This window comes from Bradyrhizobium murdochi (assembly GCF_000472965.1).
Lineage (GTDB): Bacteria > Pseudomonadota > Alphaproteobacteria > Rhizobiales > Xanthobacteraceae > Bradyrhizobium > Bradyrhizobium murdochi.
On sequence record NZ_AXAU01000011.1, the window covers coordinates 202995 to 221188 of the forward strand.

Annotated in this window: 21 protein-coding genes and 1 pseudogene; 12 read left to right on the plus strand and 10 right to left on the minus strand. The window is 62.3% G+C overall.

Annotation, left to right across the window (positions count from 1 at the left end):
- Positions 1–144: 144 nt before the first annotated feature.
- Both YUO_RS0121665 and YUO_RS0121670 read left to right on the plus strand, forming a co-directional pair.
- Positions 145–708 (plus strand): transglutaminase-like cysteine peptidase, encoded by a 564-nt coding sequence (locus YUO_RS0121665; RefSeq protein ID WP_430649555.1) that lies wholly within the window; start codon positions 145–147, stop codon positions 706–708.
- Between the two features lie 370 nt (positions 709–1078).
- Complete coding sequence (locus YUO_RS0121670) at positions 1079–1291, plus strand: hypothetical protein (protein ID WP_051379564.1); 213 nt, start codon at positions 1079–1081, stop codon at positions 1289–1291.
- Between the two features lie 76 nt (positions 1292–1367).
- Here YUO_RS0121670 and YUO_RS0121675 read toward each other — a convergent pair whose 3' ends face one another.
- The 3 genes from YUO_RS0121675 to YUO_RS41335 all read right to left on the minus strand — a co-directional run bounded on the left by YUO_RS0121675 (position 1368) and on the right by YUO_RS41335 (position 3844).
- A complete protein-coding gene (locus YUO_RS0121675; protein ID WP_028349159.1) occupies positions 1368–1685 on the minus strand; it encodes a hypothetical protein in 318 nt (105 codons plus the stop codon).
- An 83-nt stretch (positions 1686–1768) separates the two neighbouring features.
- Positions 1769–2224: an Hsp20 family protein gene (locus tag YUO_RS0121680; RefSeq protein WP_028349160.1), complete on the minus strand. Its 456-nt coding sequence runs from the start codon at positions 2222–2224 to the stop codon at positions 1769–1771.
- 210 nt (positions 2225–2434) lie between these two features.
- Entirely contained in the window at positions 2435–3844 is a 1410-nt protein-coding gene (locus tag YUO_RS41335) for a phospholipase D-like domain-containing protein (protein ID WP_198028065.1), read from the minus strand.
- Between the two features lie 583 nt (positions 3845–4427).
- Here YUO_RS41335 and YUO_RS0121690 point away from each other — a divergent pair.
- The 6 genes from YUO_RS0121690 to YUO_RS47230 all read left to right on the plus strand — a co-directional run bounded on the left by YUO_RS0121690 (position 4428) and on the right by YUO_RS47230 (position 7731).
- Entirely contained in the window at positions 4428–5315 is an 888-nt protein-coding gene (locus YUO_RS0121690; protein ID WP_028349161.1) for an alpha/beta hydrolase, read from the plus strand.
- Positions 5316–5470: 155 nt separating this feature from the next.
- Positions 5471–5977 carry a hypothetical protein gene (locus YUO_RS0121695; RefSeq protein ID WP_028349162.1) on the plus strand — a complete coding sequence of 169 codons (507 nt, stop codon included), beginning with the start codon at positions 5471–5473 and terminating at the stop codon, positions 5975–5977.
- Positions 5978–6495: 518 nt separating this feature from the next.
- Positions 6496–6723, plus strand: a complete 228-nt coding sequence (locus YUO_RS0121705) for a hypothetical protein (protein ID WP_028349163.1) — start codon at positions 6496–6498, stop codon at positions 6721–6723.
- 88 nt (positions 6724–6811) lie between these two features.
- Positions 6812–7267 carry a hypothetical protein gene (locus tag YUO_RS46365; protein WP_156908713.1) on the plus strand — a complete coding sequence of 152 codons (456 nt, stop codon included), beginning with the start codon at positions 6812–6814 and terminating at the stop codon, positions 7265–7267.
- A gap of 69 nt (positions 7268–7336) precedes the next feature.
- A complete protein-coding gene (locus YUO_RS0121715; RefSeq protein ID WP_028349165.1) occupies positions 7337–7564 on the plus strand; it encodes a hypothetical protein in 228 nt (75 codons plus the stop codon).
- Positions 7561–7731, plus strand: coding sequence for a hypothetical protein (locus YUO_RS47230; RefSeq protein WP_198028066.1), 171 nt, complete (start codon positions 7561–7563; stop codon positions 7729–7731). Before YUO_RS0121715 ends, YUO_RS47230 begins: the two co-directional genes overlap by 4 nt.
- A gap of 20 nt (positions 7732–7751) precedes the next feature.
- Here the strand turns inward: YUO_RS47230 and YUO_RS44315 are convergent, their stop codons facing one another.
- The 3 genes from YUO_RS44315 to YUO_RS0121735 all read right to left on the minus strand — a co-directional run bounded on the left by YUO_RS44315 (position 7752) and on the right by YUO_RS0121735 (position 10589).
- Complete coding sequence (locus tag YUO_RS44315; protein WP_198028067.1) at positions 7752–9419, minus strand: PAS-domain containing protein; 1668 nt, start codon at positions 9417–9419, stop codon at positions 7752–7754.
- Positions 9420–9656: 237 nt separating this feature from the next.
- A complete protein-coding gene (locus YUO_RS0121730; RefSeq protein WP_028349166.1) occupies positions 9657–10187 on the minus strand; it encodes a gamma carbonic anhydrase family protein in 531 nt (176 codons plus the stop codon).
- Between the two features lie 72 nt (positions 10188–10259).
- Positions 10260–10589 (minus strand): DUF6949 family protein, encoded by a 330-nt coding sequence (locus YUO_RS0121735; protein ID WP_028349167.1) that lies wholly within the window; start codon positions 10587–10589, stop codon positions 10260–10262.
- A 312-nt stretch (positions 10590–10901) separates the two neighbouring features.
- On the opposite strand from YUO_RS0121735, the gene YUO_RS0121740 reads away from it, so the two are divergent.
- On the plus strand, positions 10902–11540 hold the full coding sequence (locus YUO_RS0121740; RefSeq protein WP_430649556.1) for a hypothetical protein: 639 nt from the start codon (positions 10902–10904) through the stop codon (positions 11538–11540).
- A 130-nt stretch (positions 11541–11670) separates the two neighbouring features.
- Here YUO_RS0121740 and YUO_RS0121745 read toward each other — a convergent pair whose 3' ends face one another.
- Entirely contained in the window at positions 11671–11889 is a 219-nt protein-coding gene (locus YUO_RS0121745; protein ID WP_025590201.1) for a DUF3126 family protein, read from the minus strand.
- Positions 11890–12084: 195 nt separating this feature from the next.
- A complete protein-coding gene (gene cysE, locus YUO_RS0121750) occupies positions 12085–12912 on the minus strand; it encodes a serine O-acetyltransferase (protein WP_028349169.1) in 828 nt (275 codons plus the stop codon).
- Between the two features lie 206 nt (positions 12913–13118).
- Here cysE and YUO_RS41345 point away from each other — a divergent pair.
- Positions 13119–14474 (plus strand): annotated as a pseudogene (locus tag YUO_RS41345) (hypothetical protein); the annotation flags it as partial.
- 15 nt (positions 14475–14489) lie between these two features.
- On the opposite strand, the gene YUO_RS44885 reads toward YUO_RS41345, so the two are convergent.
- Both YUO_RS44885 and YUO_RS0121770 read right to left on the minus strand, forming a co-directional pair.
- A complete protein-coding gene (locus tag YUO_RS44885; protein ID WP_083754666.1) occupies positions 14490–15242 on the minus strand; it encodes an alpha/beta fold hydrolase in 753 nt (250 codons plus the stop codon).
- Positions 15243–15299: 57 nt separating this feature from the next.
- Complete coding sequence (locus tag YUO_RS0121770; protein ID WP_028349171.1) at positions 15300–16460, minus strand: hypothetical protein; 1161 nt, start codon at positions 16458–16460, stop codon at positions 15300–15302.
- A gap of 250 nt (positions 16461–16710) precedes the next feature.
- Here YUO_RS0121770 and YUO_RS0121775 point away from each other — a divergent pair, with 250 nt between their 5' ends.
- Together YUO_RS0121775 and YUO_RS0121780 are read left to right on the plus strand one after the other, a co-directional pair.
- Entirely contained in the window at positions 16711–16956 is a 246-nt protein-coding gene (locus YUO_RS0121775) for a zinc-finger domain-containing protein (RefSeq protein ID WP_028349172.1), read from the plus strand.
- A gap of 7 nt (positions 16957–16963) precedes the next feature.
- On the plus strand, positions 16964–18166 hold the full coding sequence (locus YUO_RS0121780; protein ID WP_028349173.1) for an FAD-dependent monooxygenase: 1203 nt from the start codon (positions 16964–16966) through the stop codon (positions 18164–18166).
- The last annotated feature ends 28 nt before the right edge of the window (positions 18167–18194 follow it).

Genomic DNA, 18194 nt, shown 5'->3' on the forward strand with positions numbered 1-18194 from the left:
TCAAATGTACTTGCCTGACTTAGCGGCGGCGCAAATCCTTTGTGCGAAACGTGGTCCCAACAAGAAACAGGGGCCACTATGTTGTTCAGGGGACAGGGGAAGGGACTGGCGGTTATCGCCGTCCTGATAGGGATGAACGCTTCGATGAGCGTCTCGGCGAAAGCCGGCGACGCGCTCTATGCCAGCCTGGGCGACACTGCGCGTTCGCCGATCGGCTGGGTCGAATTCTGCGCCGAAAACACGGGCGAGTGCCGCGGCGGAGCTTCACAGCCGCGCGACATCGTGATGTCGCAGACGGCTTGGCGGGATCTGCTGCGGGTCAACAAGTGGGTCAACGAGGCCATCAAGCCGATCACCGACATGGATCATTGGGGCGTGATCGAGAAATGGTCGTTGCCGACGGACGGTTACGGTGACTGCGAGGACTATGTGCTTCTGAAGCGCAAGATGTTGATCGACGCCGGATGGCCGCGCGAGGCGCTGCTGATCACGGTGGTGCGCGACAAGAAGGGCGAAGGCCACGCAGTGCTGACGGTGAAGACCGACAAGGGCGAGTTCGTTCTCGATAACCAGAACGAAAACGTCCTGGCCTGGACCGAGACCGGCTACCGCTTCGTCAAGCGTCAGTCACAGAGCGACCCGAACATCTGGGTCTCGCTCGGTGACAGCCGCCCGGCGGTCGCCACTGCCTCGTCACGCGATCGATAACGAGAGAAGGAATTTACCGACCCGCGACCCGGTCACATCCCCACCCCTCCCCGTCCCAGACCGGTTCGCGCGCGGCCAGGCTTCCCCCAAAGCCTGGCCGCAACTTTTTTGCGGCCTTTCACTCGCCCGTCCGGAAAGTACACGGTGCTGATCGGGTCGCCAGCTCATGCAGGGTTTGCATTTGCTGCAGGCTGACTGGTTTCAACCGAGGCTCAAGCGCGGCAGCGGCGCTGTGTGGTATTTCGATAAGGGATGACCTTTAGGCAAGTTGAGAGCATTTAAATCACCTATATGCTCACCAGCAGACAGACAGGACCGCCGGCTTGTCGCTCAAATTGGTCCTCAATTTTTCGTCGGCTGGAGGCCCAAGATGATCCATGTGGACGACCGTACCGCGGCAACTCTGGATGTGGTTCTGGAAGAAGCTTGCAGGGGATTGAAGCACGGCGGCGACCACGAAACCCGAAAAAAGATTGCCACGAAACTCATTCAAGCTGCCAGGAAGGGAAATACCACTCTCGGCGGCCTGAAGGCTGTGGCTGATCGAGCCCTGATGGAGATGGTCCACCGCAAATCGGCCTGACGGCGATTTCGATGAGGCGCAAATGAACCGCGACGGCCCCTGGGCCGCCGCGCGTTATCGTGTTTTGATCTGACGACTACGCCGCTAGCGCTACGCGCGAGGTCGATTTTCGCCGCATCGGCTTGCCGCCTGGCGATCCCGGCGGTTTGCGGTCGAGCATCGAAAGCGCTTCGAGAACCTCATCGATGGTCACGAGGCGCCTCGCGCCCGCCAGCTCGCGCAGCGCGGGATTCGAAGTCACGGCCGCCGCATCTGAGGCCCAGGACGCCAGGATAGCGCGCTTTTCGCTCAGCGACAGTGTCGCGTCGGCGACCACATCGCGCGGATGGTCGAACACGGTCGCCGGATGCAGAACGGCATTCAGGTCAAAGACATTGTCCGTCTGATCGATCATCGGTTCATCCTCCCTAAAGATAGAAGGCGCTTCGCGCCCGCAATGCTCGGCGGAAGCCTTTCCCTTCGCCGGGCGCGACGGCCTTAGGCCGCCTTCGCCTCGATCTGCTGGATGTTGCTCGGCGCCGCGCCATTGATGGCGATGCGACGTGGCTTCATCGCTTCCGGGACCTCCCGGAACAGCTCGATCCGAAGCAAACCGTCCTCAAACGATGCGCTCTTCACCTGCACATGATCGGCAAGGCTGAACTGGCGCTTGAACGGACGTGCGGAGATGCCCTGGTAGAGATATTCGCGTTGGGTCTTGTCGGCCTTGCGGCCCTCGATCGTCACCGTGTTCTGCTCGGCGGTGACCGAAATCTCATCGGTCGAAAAGCCGGCGACGGCGAGCGAGATCTGGTAGCGATCTTCGCCCAGACGTTCGATATTGTAGGGAGGGTAATTATCCTCGCCTGCGCGTTGCGCGGTTTCGACGAGGTCGAAAAGGCGGTCGAAGCCAATGGTCGAACGCCAAAGGGGTGTGAAGTCGTATGTGCGCATAGCCAAATCCTCCAAAGAGCAAGTTGGTTACGAGCGGCACCGGACACGACCGGTGCCCGTCGCAGGACCGGACCCCAAAGGCGCCCGGACCGCTGCCCATCGGCGGCAGCAAAAAAATTGGAAAACCGCGATTTGGTTTCAAGGCCGCCGACAAAATTTTTTAGGCGGCCTAGCTGCCGGGCCGTCCCGCCCAGCGCCCGTTGCACCGGCCTAGCCCTCCGGCATCCAGAACGAGAGCATGCGTTTGGTTTCGCCGGTCTTTCGGCGCCGTTGCCAATTCGGGTTGCGCGAGAGAAATTGAAACGGGTCCCTGTGCTCTCTCGCGGCCTCTTCGAGATAGGCCCGCCAGCGATAGTGACTGTAGGTCTGCATCGCGTTGATCGTATAGTGCATCGCGATCTCGCGATGGCCGCGAATGACCAGAAAATTCTCATCGTTCTTGCCGCTCGCAGACTTTGAGAAATTGTGCGAGCCCGTGACGACGATGGGATCGTCGCCGAACGGGTCGATCACAATCATCTTTGAATGTGTAATGGCATGGCCGATATTTGCCCGGAACTCTGCCGCCGTGCCCTCCACCGCCCATTCTCCAACCGTCTTCCTGACTCCTGTTGCCTGCGCGGAATCGAGAAAGAAATCCTCGGCGTTCTGTTTCAGGAGTTTGAATTCTTCCGCGCCTGTGCTGGTAAATTGCGTCGCCACGCCACGCACGTACAAGTCCTTTTCCTCCTGCATCCGAAGCAGGGTACGCACAGGCTCATTGCCCGGCTGAAACATCACGAAGAGCACACCTTGTTTTGCGTTCGTCACGAGATCGACGAGTTCCTCGATATCGATCTCTCCGCTCAATTTGGTGAACCAGCTATCGACTGTGGCGTCGCCGAGCGGAATTCCTCGTTTCGGCCGGTTGTTTGAGGCTAGGAGTTCGTCGGACACGACATCGCCCGCTTCTGCCAGGAGCTGGAACTGAGCCTCGAATCGCTCCGCCAGCTCTTCGTGAATCAGCATGATTCCGTTGTTGAGCTGAGTACAGAGACCGGTCGGCGTCCAATTGGTGCTGCCGGTCCAGACCTTTTCCGGCTTGAACCCGCCCGCTGTCCGGCGGCCCAGAACCACGAACTTGTTGTGCGCGAGGGCTTTCGGTGCGAGAAAACGATCGTGAACCACGACGCCAGCGTCGGTCAGCCGGGTTCGCGCCTCTTCATTCTCGTCCTCTCCCTCCACCTCAACGCTGCCGTTGGCCAGCACGACATGCGCGCGCTCGCCTATCGCAACGAGACCATCCACCAGTTCCTCGTCGCTCAGCTCGTATAATGCGGCATGGAGTTCAAGCCCGTCATCATCCGCCACTTCGGCCATCATCTGCAGCATGGTCTCGCGCAGCGTTCCGCCAAGGAAGGCTCGGGCTTCGCGGTCAACCTCCTGGCTGACAATGACGGCCGTCTCTTTCAGCTCCGCAAGGGTGATGCCCTTGCGCTTCATGTAGCGCGCCATGAATTGCGACAGCACGTAACCACGGTTGAAGTGCACGCTCACGCCGTCGCCGCAGTCCGCGCTGAGGGTCAGCGTTCTCGACCATTCACTCGACGGCCCGTCATGCAGCTTGCCATCGGCGCCCACCACCCTGGCAACCACGCGATATGCGATCACATCGCCCAGATCGGCTGCGTGATCGGTCCAATCATAGCGCTGAAACGGCCAGATCTGAGAAGAGCGTGAGGTAAACTGATTACCGTCGCCGTCGACTTCGACGTCGTCTTCGAAGCCGACGCGGTTCGACAGATATTTGGGCTCCGCGTCGCCCCGCCGGCATTCGATGGCGAATCCCAGGCATCCCGGAATGTCATCGGCGTGCGTCCAGACAAGGTGCACGTCATCGGCATTCGAAAACACTTTGAGATGGATCTCCGACATTCCCGCCCCCATTGAAGCAAATTGGCGCTGAAGGAATTCGCCTGACTTGCGATCCAGCTACATGGATTGGCTACTGTGTCATTCGCCTCTAGTGCATCTGGTATCGCATACAGATACAACGGCTGGATGAAGGTTGTTTTGGAACGTATCACAGCGCTTGCGTGTGTTATGCATGAAATAGGGATGCCGCCGCCATTTCGGGGTTTTACGCGCGGCACGTTCGGCTATCGCCTTTTGCGGTGCCGGACCGGCGTGCGATGATGGCCGGCGCCCCCCGGGAGAACGCATCTTGGCTCACAGCGAGATCGACGCCATCCGCGCATTGCTAGGCTCGAAGCCGCGACCGGTCGGATGGTCGGAGCGGCGGCAACGGCTCGACGAGGTCGGATCGACCTGGCCGGTGGCCACGGACGTTCAATGCGAGGCCGTCGACTGCAACGGCGTCGCCGGCGAGTGGTCGATCGTGCCCGGCAGCGAGAAGTCGCTGGTGCTGCTGTATTTCCACGGCGGCGGATACTGCTCCGGCTCGATTGCCAGTCACCGCCGACTGGTGACGGAAGCCGGGCGCGCCACGGGCATGCGGACGCTGGCGATCGACTACCGGCTTTCCCCTGAACATCCCTACCCCGCCGCCCATGAAGACGCGCTGACGGTATGGCGTTTCCTGCGCAAGCAAGGCATTCCGGCAATGAGCATCGCGGTCGGCGGCGACAGCGCCGGCGGTAACCTGACGCTTGGGCTGATCAACCGGCTGCGCGCGGCAGGAGAGCCGCTGCCCGCCTGTGCGTGGCTGATCTCGCCGTGGACCGATCTGACCATGTCAGGCAGCACGCTCGCGACCAAGGACGCCGTCGATCCGCTGATCCATAAGGCGTATCTTGATGAGCTCGCCGACGCCTATGCGGCGCCATCCATCGACCGCCGCGATCCGCTAATCTCACCCCTGTTCGCTGATCTCAGGGGTTTTCCGCCGGCCCTGATTCAGGTCGGCTCGGCCGAAACGTTGCTCGCAGACGCGACCCAGCTCGCTTTGGCGGCTGGGGTGGCCGATGTCGATGTGACGCTGCAAATCTGGCCGCACATGATCCATGCATGGCCGGTCTGGAATGCGAATCTCACGGACGGCCGTCGCGCCCTCGCATTCGCCGGCCAGTTCATCCGCACGCATATCCGTTAGCCCCGGACGCCCTTTTGGGGCCATTCCTGCGGCCTAAACCCTCGGTCGAGAGCGGTTTTGCCCGCAATCCCAGGCTCACCGGCAAATCCTGGGTTTTAGCGATGTCCGGCCTGTGCTAATGGGAACTTTGAAATCACGTCCGGATTTGGAGTCGCATGCTCGAACTCGCCCCCCGGAGTGCCAGCCCTGTCGCGCGTATCGGCGGTCAGCCGATTGCGATCGCCGCTGCGGCTCTCGTCATTGTCGTGCTTGGCGTAAGCTCTATCGCCCTGTGGCGCGCCTATACGGGCAGCACCCCCGAGACCGATCGCGCGGCCGCGACCCGCCAATTGCAGGCGCGCGCCGCGCAAGCGTCCGAGCAACTGGTCGAGAAGGCCAAGGGCTTGGAAGCGACCCAGCAGGAATCGATCGACCAGTTGCAGGTGGTGCAGGATCAACTGCTCACCGTACGCCGCCTGCTAGCTGCGCAGCAGGCCGACACTAGGAAGCTTTCCGAACAGGTCGGAACGCTGACGGAAGCAATCGACGGCTTGCGACAATCCTTTGCCAGCGCGCAGGCCTCCGAACCCACCGCCGCTCCCGCGCCGCGCAAGCGATCAGCCAAGGCAAAGCCCCGCTCGGCCCGGAGCGTGAATCGCAGCCGCGCCAAGGGCCGCGGCTAGTTGGTCTGGGCGCTCGGTGACGAAGTCGGGCATGGGGGGCGTATGGCCAACGCGGCTGCAACCAGCGGCGCCGCTCGGGCAATCCAGCGATGTTCATCCCTGATCCCGGATTGGGAATTGCATCATGCGGCCGGGCGACGGGATATTTTCGACCGTTGCGGCATGCGGCGCCGCAACTTTTTTCCGCGCTTTTGTGAACTGGATCACATATCTCCGGGTGAATCCCGGGCATCCTGCAGTTCACCGGATGGCGTGAGCCGATTTCAATATCCGGGGCTGGCAAGGTCGTTGACGGTATACTGCGTCGACGGCCTTGTTCTTTTGCGCCCCCTTGAGCGACCGCGGCTGCAAGCCCCGGCTGTGCAGCCGGTGTGATGGCAGGCAGCAAAAATCGCGCGCAGTACGCGACTGCGCACGAGGCTGTCGAAGTCGGCTAACCGACCCGACCGCTCTTGCGATACGGTTTGGACATCTGATGCAGCTTGGACATCCTCTGTTCGATTTCCCAGAACATCCAGATGAAGGCCGCAGCCAAACCAACCACGATACAAATGAATAACAACGTCAATGTCGGGACTGTGAGCATGTTCAACATCCCTGATACGATGCCAGCGGCATACCAGCGGATGGATCAAAATACGGCTTCGGTCCTGGAAAACGCCCGAGCGTATAGCCCCCGCGATTTGCCCTTCGAAGTGCTCGACGCTTTCGGCGTCGGATCCTCGCGGATCCCGGGTCAAATCTAGAACGAGTTCTCGGCGCTGGCTGGTACTATTTTGCTCGCTGCCCTGCGACCGGAGGTCGCTCGGGCATGGATTTTAGCAGCCGCGGCAAATGCCCTTTATCTTGCGTTCGATCGTCTTGTTTTCTTCGTTGATCGCAGCGTCTTCGCTCGTACTGCCCGATCTGGCCGAGCCGGTCGTCACGCCCCGGCCTGACGACTGGGCGGTGCCGGCAGTATTGGTGCCAGGCGGAGGCGGCTGCGCGAGTCCGGACGGATTTGCCGCGCCGCTCGGACCTTGGCCAGCATTGTTCACCCCACCCGGAGTCGTGGGACTTGGAGTTGTAGGACTTGGCGACACGCCGGTGACACCTGACGTACCCACACCGGCCGAGCCTGCGCCCGGAGAGCCTGTGGTGCCGGGGCTGCCGGGTGATGTTCCGCCGACGCCCTGTGCAAATGAAGTGACCGGCGATATCAGGAGTGTGATTGCCGCGACAGCAGCGGCTGCAGACGCCAGCTTCATCGGAAATCTCCTTTTTGGAAGCAACGACAGCGCCCTGGCATAGTTCCTGCCGGAACGATTCTACTGCCAGATCATTCATTCACATCCGCTCGACGGCCGGAGTGGCCAGGCTTTGCGCAAATTGATCGCCTTCGACGACGACACATTCGACAAGCTCAAGCAGCTTGCACGTGACCGGATGGCGACCTTTCAGGAACTGGCTGACGAAGCCTTTGCGGACCTCTTGAAGAAGCACGGCATCCCCATCGACCTCAAGGACGCGCTGCGGAAAAGCGCAGCCGCTTCCAACGAAGCGACGGCGAAAAGAACCAGATCGAAAACCCGAAAGGCGGCATCATGAATTCCGACTCCGATCCTTTCGAGCAAGGCCAGCGCGCCGCGCGCCAGCACATTCCGGCGGAAGCCAATCCATATCGGGATGGCAGCGAGGAGCATGCGCTCTGGGCCGCCGGCCATGAAAAGGTCGCCGGCCCCCCTCGCGAGGCGAACGAAAATGAAGGCGGCTGAGCCGCCGGAAGCTTTGATCGTTACGCCGCAGCTTCGGTCGGGGCCGCAACATCGGTCTGGCCGGTCCGGTCCTCGACCATGCTCACGAACAAATGGGACTTGCGTTCGGGCCCGCCGATCTGAAGCCGCCGCACCGCAATGGTGCGCCGGCCCTTGACCGGGTTATCGACGGTATCGACGATCGCTTCGAGCTGCTGCTTGCGCTCCAGCAACTGCCGATCGCGCCGCTCGATCAAATCGGCAGCCGACTCCGGAAACAGCTCGCGGGGTGTTTTCCCCATGATTTCCGCGCGCGACATGCCGATCATTTCCTCGGCCGCCTTATTGACGAACAGGTACCGCAGATTGCGCGCGTCCTTGACGAGAATCCCCTCGGGTATGTTTTCGACGATCGCAGCGAGAAACTCTTCCGTCCGCTCCAGAATGGCTTGACCTTTTCTTTGTGCGGTAACGTCTTCCTGCACCGACACCCAGCCACCGCCGTCCATCGGCCGCTCGTGGATCTTGATCACGCGGCCATCTGTGAGGCTGATTTCATAAGAGGTCGGCTGCCGTTTTCCGATGCGATCGATGATCCCAGCGAGGTATTGCTTGATGTCGCCGTCGAACAGCCCGCTGTCGACCCGATGCTGCAGTATTTCCTCCAGCGACGATCCCGCCTTGATCTTCACTGGCAGGTTGTAGAGTTTTCGATATTGGTCGTTCAGCGCCAGGACCTGCGCCTTGCCGTCGAGCATGATCAGGCCCTGCGGCATGCTGTTGATGGCCGCAGTCAATTGCCATTTGGTGGCCTGATACTTGTCGTTGAACTTGTCGCGCTCATCCATGGCAGCATCGCGCTGCTTGGCGGTACCGGCTTTGAGTTCCTCGAGCTCGAAGTTGCGGCTCACGACGTCACGAAAATTCTGAACGGCGTAGGCCAGACGCCCGATCTCGTCGGCACGGGCGTAATGCGGAATATAGCTATTGACGTTGCCGGCGGCGATCCTGTCGGTCGCCTCGGTAATTTCCTGCAACGGCTGGACGACAGAGCGTCGCATCACGAGTACGTTGAGTGCGGCAAATATCAGGGTGCCGAGTCCGAGTGCGAACAGGTACCAGGCCGCATAGCGGCCCTGGTCGCCGAGCTCCGCAGCCTCGACGGTGCGTTCATTGTAGATCCGCGCCAGCGCCTCGAGATCGTTGTTAAGCTGGGTTCGCAGGCTGCGGTTGGCGTCGTTGTCGCCCCATTCGCGAGCTGCCGCCGGACTGACGTCGACCGCGCGTCGTGCGAGTTCCTTGCGGAAGTCGATGAACTGGTCGATGCGTCGCTTGAAGGCGGTGAACTGCTCAACGTCGTCAGCGCGGACCGTTCTCTGCCACCGCTCCATCACGCCGGCCAGTTCGCGGTTGCGCTTTAAGAGTTCGTCGGCATACCGCTTCACCTTCGTTCGCTCGGTGGACACATAGATGCCGCGCGATTCCATGACGATGGCGTAGATCAAGCCGTTCGCCTGGCTGACGTTGGCAGCGGCCTGGGCTGACGATGCCTGGAGGTGCCGATATCCGGTTTGCAGCCATACCGACTGGATCGACATCACCATCAGCACGATGGTGACGACTATCAAGCCGGCAGCGATGCCGTAGATTTTCTGGACAACGCTGAGATCGCTCGTCCAGCCGACGAGCCCAGCCAGCATTCTTTTCATCGATCCGGCCTCCGGCAGTTGCGTGGTCGGGCTTCAGGATTGGTGCATCCGTTGGCCATCGCTCCAGACCGACAGAGTCTAAGCCGCCAGCACTATCATAGGCTTAAGGTTGCAACCGGTAGTAATACGGGATGCCGCCGTGGAACCCGTGTTCCCCGGACTGACTGCTAGCGAGATGCGAACGTGAATGCTCCCCGCCAGGGAAGCATATGGAACCGGAAGAAAAGCTTGCCGCCTTCAGCCGATCTTCTTCAGTCCGTTTTTGAAACGCGGCCCGTTGAGCGCGTAGAATTTCGCAGCACTTCCCATCGCCGTCACCTGCTCGGGCGACAAGGTGCGGACCACGCGCGCGGGCGAGCCGATGATCAGGGAATATTCGGGATATTCCTTGCCTTCGGTGATGACCGACCCAGCACCGACGATGCTGCCGCGGCGTATCTTCGCGCCGTTCATGACGATCGAGCCCATGCCCACCAGCGCGTCGTCTTCGAGCGTGCAGCCATGCAGGATGACATTGTGACCGACGGTGCAGTTCTTGCCGATCGTGAGCGGAAAGCCGCGGTCGGTATGGCAGGTGGAATTGTCCTGCACGTTGGAGCCCTCGCCGATCTCGATCCACTCATTGTCGCCGCGCAGCACCGCGCCGAACCACACGCTGGCCGAATTTAAAAGCCGCACCTTGCCGATCACGACGGCAGTGTCTGCGATGAAATAGTTTCCACTTGCGGGGAGTTCAGGCCCCTGTCCGTCGAGTTCGTAGATCGCCATAACAAAAGATCTCCGTTGGCGGAGACCTTGGCACAGCCCCAGGCAACGGATCAAGCGAACAGGCCACCAGCCTCAGGCCAGCACGCCCGCGGCTCGCAGCGTCATCAGGAAGAACGTGCCGGACATCATGCTCCAGAAGCCTGAAAGCACGGTCGCCATCATCACGAATTCGAAGCGGCGGCGCTCGATCTTCGCACCGCGTAGCGTGTTGCGCATGATGATGAACGGTGCGGCGAAAACCAGAAACGGCACGGCCGCAAATGTCTTCGGCGCCACGCCTTCCCCAAGCAGCCCGAATCCCGCCGGCCGCGCCGCCATTGCCTGATAGCCGCTGGCGAGCGCGCCTGCGAGCGCAAAGCCGATGCACAGGGAGAACAGGGAATTCAACGCATCGGGCGACATGACAACTTCCGTACTCGACGAACCGTGCCCTGCTTTCGCAAAATTGGCCGGTGGTCGCCACAGTATCCTTAAGGAAGGGTTAACAACGAACCGCCGAGACCTCGTTTGCGCATGGCTGCAGGGCCGGAACTCCCGCGAAATCATGCGGAAATCACGCTGCCCATGGCATATTCGCGGGATGATTCGCCTTAGCTCTCGGGACCGTGCCCGAGCTTCGACCCGACCGATGCCTCGTTCATGACCCTGCTTTCGACGGCCCAGCACCTCGCCCGCGACACCCGCAGGGATCCGCGCTCGCACATGATGCTCATCATGATCGCGGTAACCATCACCGTTGGCGCCATTGCCCTCGTCGCTTATTTGCTGTGGCCAACCTGGGTGGCGCGGCCCGCCGGCGCTCCGGGCCGGTTGCCGGTCAGCGTCGGCGCCACGCTCTTCAATGTGCCGACAGCAGCGATCCGCCGCAAGATCCAGCGCCACTCCGGGCCGCAGGAGCGGGTCGATCTCAGTTTCGTCTTCCCGTCGCTTGAGCCGCCGGATGCACCGAAGCACGTCAGCGCCGATACGATCGATGAGAAGGTGCAGCCGATCGACCGGATATTCCTGTCGATATCGGCCCATCACGACGCGCTGCCGCCGGACACGCGCGCGCGTACGATCTATCCGCGCTACCTCGAACAAAAGGCAACACCGATCGACGACGGATTGACGATGCGCGCCTTCCGCGACGGCTCGCCCTACGCCAACGAGGACCTGTTCTCCGCCGGCGCACCGAGCCTCAACACGCGCTGCACCCGCGACGGCCTGACTCCCGGCATGTGCCTGAGCGAGCGTCGCGTCGACGGCGCCGACCTGACGTTCCGCTTTCCACGGAGCTGGCTGTCGCAATGGCGCGACGTTGCGAATGCGATGGACCGCCTGACGGCGCAAATGCGCGGGCCGAAGGACTAGCCGGGATCTTGTAGCCTTGTAGGGTGGGCAAAGGTGCATTTTGCGCCGTGCCCACCACAACAGTTCACAATGCATGAGATGAGTCGGTGGGCACGCTTTCGCTTGGCCCACCCTACGACGCTGCGGCGCCTCAGCCGACGTCGGCGAGATCTTCTTCTAGGATCGCCATCTGAAACTGGAAAGAGCGATCGTCGTCCTCGTCATCGACGAACAGCACGCCGATGAATTCCTCACCGATATAGACTTCGGCGGAGTCGTCCTTTTTCGGCCGCGGCACAACGCGGATCTTGGGATTGCCGAATACGCGCTTGAGATAGGCGTCGAGCTTCCTGACTTCCTGAACGTCCACGGCGGTCTCCAATCGGATTCTTTAAATTTCCGGGGAGGTTTTAGGACGAGACGGCGCCAACCGCCAGAGCCTTTTCGGTTCTGATTGGATCAGAACCGAGGCTCTATTCCTTGTTTTGACGCGTTTTCTTCACGCTTCGCTTGAAAACGCTATGCGCGCAACTTCACAAAGATCGGCCGCAGAATGTGTGGAAAATCAAAGCCCGATCGCGCCGAGCATCTGATCCATGGTGCGCGACGGCTCCGCGCAGCCCGCCTCGCCGACGATCTTCGCGGGAACGCCGGCCACCGTGACATTGTGCGGCACGGGCTTGACCACCACCGAGCCTGCGGCAATGCGCGCGCAATGGCCGATCTCGATATTGCCGAGAATTTTGGCGCCTGCCCCGATCAGCACGCCGCGCCTGATCTTCGGATGACGATCCTCGTTCTCCTTGCCGGTGCCCCCCAGCGTGACACCATGCAGAATCGAAACGTCGTCATCGATCACTGCGGTCTCGCCGCAGACGAATCCGGTCGCGTGATCGAGGAAAATGCCGCGGCCGATTTTGGCGGCGGGGTTGATATCGGTCTGAAACACCGCCGACGAGCGGCTCTGCAGATAATAGGCAAAATCCTTGCGGCCCTTTTGATGGAGCCAATGCGCCAGGCGGTGGGTCTGCAGCGCGTGAAAGCCCTTGAAGTAGAGCAACGGATCAATGAAGCGCGAGGTTGCGGGATCGCGGTCGTAGACCGCGACCAGATCGGCGCGGAACGCATTGCCGAGATCGGGCTCGTCACGCAGCGCCTCGTCATAGGTCTGCCGGATCAAATCGCCCGATAGCGCCGAATGATCGAGCCGCTCGGCGAGACGATGCACCACCGATTCCTCCAGCCGCTCGTGATGCAGCACGGTCGAATAGAGGAAGGCAGCAAGCTCCGGCTCGCGGCGGACGATATCCTCCGCCTCGCCCCGGATGCGGTCCCAGATCGGATCGAGTGCGGCGAGCTTCGACGCTTGCGGATTGACCTGATGCACTGCCATGATTGCTCTCGCAAATTCACTGATTACGTTGCTATTATAGCACGGCGGGCGGACTTCTGTCCCGGGCAGGCGCAGGCCAGCGTAAACCGCCTCCGAATGCCGTGGGGGTCAGTTCAAGATGGTCAGCGAAATCAGGAAATCAAGCCGGCGGGCCTGCGACTATTGATGAATTTCGGCGGACCTGCCATTCGGCGGATGCTGCCCAAATGGGGGGAAGCCACATCAGCACGCAGATATTGCGGGCGCGTACCGCTGCGAATTCGCGCTCGGCCTGGATCGCCGCCATCGCCATCCCATTGATGTTGCTGGCCCCTGCCCTGTGGAATGGCTATCCCCTGCTCCAGTGGGACACCGGCGGCTATCTGGCCCGCTGGTATGAGGGCTACCTGGTCCCCAGCCGCTCCACCACGTTCGGCCTCTATCTTCACTTCGGTGAGGATTCGAGCTTCTGGATCAACCTCGGGATCAACGCGCTGGCGACGCTGTGGATCCTGCAGTTAACGCTGCGCGTGCTCGGTATCTCCGAGCCGTTGCGGCTCCTGGCCATGAGCTTCGTGCTGGCCCTGACCACCTCGTTGCCTTTTCTTGCGAGCACGCTCCTGACCGACATTTTCGCCGGGTTGTCGGTGCTTTCGCTGTTCATCCTGGTCGTGCTTGGCGAGCGAACTTCGATCCCGGAAAAATGCCTGCTGTTCGGCCTCACCGCTTTCGCCGCGGCGACCCACAGCGCGACGCTCGCGGTGCTGCTCGGACTGTGCTGCGTCGGCTGGATCGCGCGTCCCTTTCTGCGCGGGCGGATTTCCGTTTCCGGACTGACGCAGGGCAGCCTGACCGTCGTCGCGGGAGCCGCGCTGTTGCTGTCGACCAATTTCGCATTATCCGGGAAGCTGGCGTGGACGCCGGGCGGTTATGGCGTGGCCTTCGGACGGATGCTGCAGGATGGCATCGTCGCGCAGTATTTGCGCGATCATTGCCCGAAGCAGAATTTCAAGCTCTGCCCCTATCGAGACAAGCTGCCGGCCACCGCCGACCAGTTTCTGTGGGGCAACAGCATGTTCAACACGCTTGGCCGCTTTCAGGGACTGAGCGACGAGATGAGCTTTATCGTGCTGCATTCGCTGGCCGAATATCCGGCCTGGCAAGCCAAGGCGGCGGCTATCGCTACTGCGCAACAACTCGTCTACGTCGGGACCGGCGAAGGCACCGACGGCTGGCTCGGCCATACCTACGGCATCATTGAGCGCTTTCTTCCCGCACAGGTGAAGCCGATGCGCGCGGCGCAACAGCAGCGCTGGCACTTCGACTTCACCGCGATCAACCGGATTCACATTCCCGTTGCGCTGGCGTCGATGCTGCTGGCCATGATCCTGTTCGGCCGCGGCGTGCTGCGCCGACCGTTCGACGATCTCACCTTGCTCGCCGGCACGGTCTCATTCGCGCTGCTCGGCAATGCTTTCGTCTGCGCTGTGATATCCGGTCCCCACGATCGCTACGGCGCGCGGCTGGCATGGCTTGCGACCACGGTGGTGCTGATCGCGGCCATCAGGCAATTCGCCGGTGAAGACGCGCGCTACCGCTCATTGCCGTCGCGACAGGAAATCGATGACACCGACCTTGTAGACCTTGTCGCCGACGGCGCGCATGTGATCGCGGTTCGGAATGTTGAGCACCTCGGCGCCCGGAATGATCCGTCCGAGCGCCGCGGCTGAGCCGGCGATTTCATCCCTGGTGCCGACCGCAATCAGAACCGGCACGCCGATCTCGGCGGCTTCATCCGATGTCATCAGCCGCCGCGAACCGCGCAGGCAGGCGGCAAGCGCGCGGTGGTCGGATCGCGTCTGATCGGCGAAGGCGCGAAAGGTGCGGCCGACCGGATCGGTGACGTCCTCCAGCGACGGCGCTTCCAGCGCGATGGCCACGTTCTCGCCGGGACCGCCGCCCTCGATCAGTCCGATCCCGATGCCGCCGAGAATCGCCGAGCGCACCCGCTGCGGCTGCTCGCGCGCCAGGATCGCCGTCATTCGCGATCCCAACGAATATCCCATGATGTCGGCGCGTTCGATGCCCAGGTGATCCAGCAGCGCAATGACGTCGCTTGCCATGATCGCAATTTCGTAAGCAGCGGAATCGTACAGCTTTTCGGAATCGCCATGGCCGCGATTGTCGAGCGCGATCACGCGGCGGCCGTCTTTCCTCAAATCGGAAACCCAGGTCGGATAAATCCAGTTCACGTTCTTGCTGGAGGCAAAGCCATGCACGAGGACGATCGGATCGCCCTCGCCTTCGTCGAGATAAGCAATTTCGACAGCGCCGTTGTGAAAACTCGGCATCATCAGTTCCATTTTTCGGGGGGATCGGAAATGGAGGGCCTTGCAAGGACTGCAAGTCTAGCCGTGTACGGCAGCGCCCACCAGCACCGGGGCGGCCGGCAAGCATGCCGCCGCCGCCTCCTTTCTCAAGCGCCGCGCTTTCTTGCGGCGAAGCCACGCTTCGGTTGCCCGCTCGGTGGTCGCCTTGATCGACGACAAAAATCCGAACAGCGCCAACAGTGCACCGAACACCCACATCGTCAGATTGAAAGCGCCGGTTGCCAGCAGCAGCGCGCCGCGGCCGAGCACCTTCAAGATCGCGCGGGTCTGCCCGCCCTTGGATTCGGCAAGCCGCGCGGCGCGGGCGATGTCCTTCGGCCCTTGCGCGATGCGCAGTGCGTCGAGCGCGCCACGTGTGCCGGCCTTTTCGCCGACGCGTCCGACGTCTTTCGCCAGCCGCACCAGCGCGCCGGCTTTCTCGGCGCGGAATGCTGCCTTGATTGCACTGATGGTCTGGCCGGGTCGCAGCACCGAACCCTTCGCGACCGCCTGCTGCAGGACCGGCGCATCGACGACCTCGCGCGCCGAGCGGCCTGCCCATTGCGTCAGCCCCTCGCCGAGACGTCCGACCTTGCGGGCACCCTTGACCATGGAAAGACCGGCACGCAGCGGAGCAACGCCGCCGACCGAGGCGTAGGTCGCGGCGGTCACCGCGAGCCCGACCGTCGCAAGGCCCAGCACCAGCCGGTCCACGTCCTCGCCCGTCGCGAGGTGCTTGCCTTCGCGAACAACGTCCCTGATATCGCCGTAGACGAAGAGATCGCCGGCAACCGTACCCGACAGGCTTGCGACATCGTCGGCATTGCCGACCACGAAACCCGTGGCAAAGCGCTTGGCAAGATGCGACGCCGAACCTGCGTCGGTAACGGCATCGCTGACGCGCTTCGATAGTTCGTCGCTGACGGCAATGCCTTTGTCGCGGGCGAGTTCGACGAAGCTGTTGGCGAGATCGGAATCGCCCTCCGCGAGCGCTGCCTCGATATGGCTGGCGACCAGCGCCTGGTTGGCCCGCAACGCGGAGTTGATCTGGATGTCGGACAGTGTCGCGGGATCGTCCTGCGCGGCCAGAATGGCGCCGGCCTCGCGGGCATGCGGCCACAGCGCCGCGCACACCGCCGCGCTGAGCGCCAGGCATCCTAGCGCCCCCGCCAGAGCCGAACCGAACCGCAATCGCCTCATCCAAAAAAGTCCAATGTTTTTGTCTTTCTCAAGATGGTATGCCGTTTTTAAGACACAACTGCCCCGACGAAAGAAGGGCTTTTCTCCGACGACAGAATTGTGTCGAATTTGCATGAGCAAAATGTGCGGCGGGGACATCCCGAATCGGCTCTAGGAATCATCGGCACCCCCCACTATGGTGCGCGGCATTTCGAAGCTGCCGCGTCGCGTTGATTGCGTGCGCTCATCGTTGAAATCCAAGGTGAAGCTGATGTCCGACCATGTCGTCCCGCATTTCCATAACGACGCCGGAGTCGCGGTAATCGAGATCGGCTCGCAGGAATTCATGTGCGTGGGCGCCAAGCCGCCGTTCGATCATCCCCACGTGTTTCTCGACCTTGGCAACGACAACGAGATCATCTGCCCCTATTGCTCGACGCTGTACCGCTTTGCCCCCGACCTCGCCGCAGGCGAAGCCCGCCCGCCCGAATGCGTCCTGAGGGACAAGGTCGCCTGACCTTTCGGTGGTCGCCGCGCGCACCATCATCGTTGCTGGTGCCGGGATCGGGGGACTGACGGCAGCGCTTTCGCTCGCAGCCAAGGGCTTTCGCGTCATCATCCTGGAAAAGGCCGAACGGCTGGAGGAAGCCGGCGCCGGCCTGCAGCTTTCGCCCAACGCCAGCCGGATCCTGGTCGACCTTGGCCTGCGGCCGCGCCTTGCGCCACGTGCCGTGACACCTGAGGCCATTAGTATCGTGAGCGCGCGTGCGGGCGGTGAGATCGCCCGCCTGCCGCTCGGCGAGGCCGCCGGCCTTCGCGCCGGCGCGCCTTATTGGGTGATGCACCGCGCCGACCTGCAAGGCGCCCTGCAGGCCGCGGTCAACGACCATCCGGACATCGACCTGAGGCTTGGTTGCCAGTTCGAAGACGTGACCTCGCACGCCAAGGGGCTGACCGTGGTGCAACGCCGCGGCAATGCACGCCAACAGGAGTTGGCGGCGGCGCTGGTCGGTGCCGATGGCATCTGGTCCGCGGTGCGGAACCATTTGTTCCCGGAGGCGCAACCGCAATTTTCCGGCCTGATCGCCTGGCGCGGAACCCTTGATGCGACCACGCTGCCGCGCGAATATACCGCTGCCCGCGTGCAGCTCTGGATGGGGCCGGATGCGCATCTGGTCGCCTACCCGATCTCGGCCGCGCGGCAGATCAACGTGGTCGCTATCGTGCCGGGAACCTGGAACCGGCCGGGCTGGAGCGCACCGGGCGATGCCAACGAACTGAAGAACGCGTTCGCCTCGCAGCGCTGGCCCGCGACCGCGCGGATGCTGATCGGGGCCGTCGACGAGTGGCGGCGCTGGGCGCTGTTCACGCTGCCCGATATCGGCGAATGGACCGATGGCGCGATCGCGCTGCTCGGCGACGCCGCGCACGCGATGCTGCCGTTTGCCGCGCAAGGCGCGGGAATGGCGATCGAGGACGCCGCCGTGCTCGCCAAATGCGTGAGCGAAAATCCGGGCGATCCTATCGCGGGCATCCCGGCGGCACTGAAGCGCTATGGCCGGCAGCGGCGCGGCCGCGTGCTGCTGGTGCAGCGTGCGGCCCGACAACAGGGACGCATCTATCATCTCACCGGACCGCTGGCGCTGGCGCGCGACCTCGCGATCAAGGCCATGGGCCCGGAGCGCATGCTGGCGAGGCAGGACTGGATTTACGACTGGCGGGTGTAGAGCGAAGTTCGAGGCCGCACCCGACAAC

Coding starts and splice junctions, on each gene's coding strand:
- YUO_RS0121665 (WP_430649555.1), top strand. CDS start 145: ATGAGCGTCTCGGCGAAAGCCGGCGACGCGCTCTATGCCAGCCTGGGC.
- YUO_RS0121670 (WP_051379564.1), top strand. CDS start 1,079: ATGATCCATGTGGACGACCGTACCGCGGCAACTCTGGATGTGGTTCTG.
- YUO_RS0121675 (WP_028349159.1), bottom strand. CDS start 1,685: ATGATCGATCAGACGGACAATGTCTTTGACCTGAATGCCGTTCTGCAT.
- YUO_RS0121680 (WP_028349160.1), bottom strand. CDS start 2,224: ATGCGCACATACGACTTCACACCCCTTTGGCGTTCGACCATTGGCTTC.
- YUO_RS0121695 (WP_028349162.1), top strand. CDS start 5,471: ATGCTCGAACTCGCCCCCCGGAGTGCCAGCCCTGTCGCGCGTATCGGC.
- YUO_RS0121705 (WP_028349163.1), top strand. CDS start 6,496: ATGAAGGCCGCAGCCAAACCAACCACGATACAAATGAATAACAACGTC.
- YUO_RS46365 (WP_156908713.1), top strand. CDS start 6,812: ATGCCCTTTATCTTGCGTTCGATCGTCTTGTTTTCTTCGTTGATCGCA.
- YUO_RS47230 (WP_198028066.1), top strand. CDS start 7,561: ATGAATTCCGACTCCGATCCTTTCGAGCAAGGCCAGCGCGCCGCGCGC.
- YUO_RS44315 (WP_198028067.1), bottom strand. CDS start 9,419: ATGAAAAGAATGCTGGCTGGGCTCGTCGGCTGGACGAGCGATCTCAGC.
- YUO_RS0121730 (WP_028349166.1), bottom strand. CDS start 10,187: ATGGCGATCTACGAACTCGACGGACAGGGGCCTGAACTCCCCGCAAGT.
- YUO_RS0121735 (WP_028349167.1), bottom strand. CDS start 10,589: ATGTCGCCCGATGCGTTGAATTCCCTGTTCTCCCTGTGCATCGGCTTT.
- YUO_RS0121740 (WP_430649556.1), top strand. CDS start 10,902: ATGATCGCGGTAACCATCACCGTTGGCGCCATTGCCCTCGTCGCTTAT.
- cysE (WP_028349169.1), bottom strand. CDS start 12,912: ATGGCAGTGCATCAGGTCAATCCGCAAGCGTCGAAGCTCGCCGCACTC.
- YUO_RS44885 (WP_083754666.1), bottom strand. CDS start 15,242: ATGCCGAGTTTTCACAACGGCGCTGTCGAAATTGCTTATCTCGACGAA.
- YUO_RS0121770 (WP_028349171.1), bottom strand. CDS start 16,460: ATGAGGCGATTGCGGTTCGGTTCGGCTCTGGCGGGGGCGCTAGGATGC.
- YUO_RS0121775 (WP_028349172.1), top strand. CDS start 16,711: ATGTCCGACCATGTCGTCCCGCATTTCCATAACGACGCCGGAGTCGCG.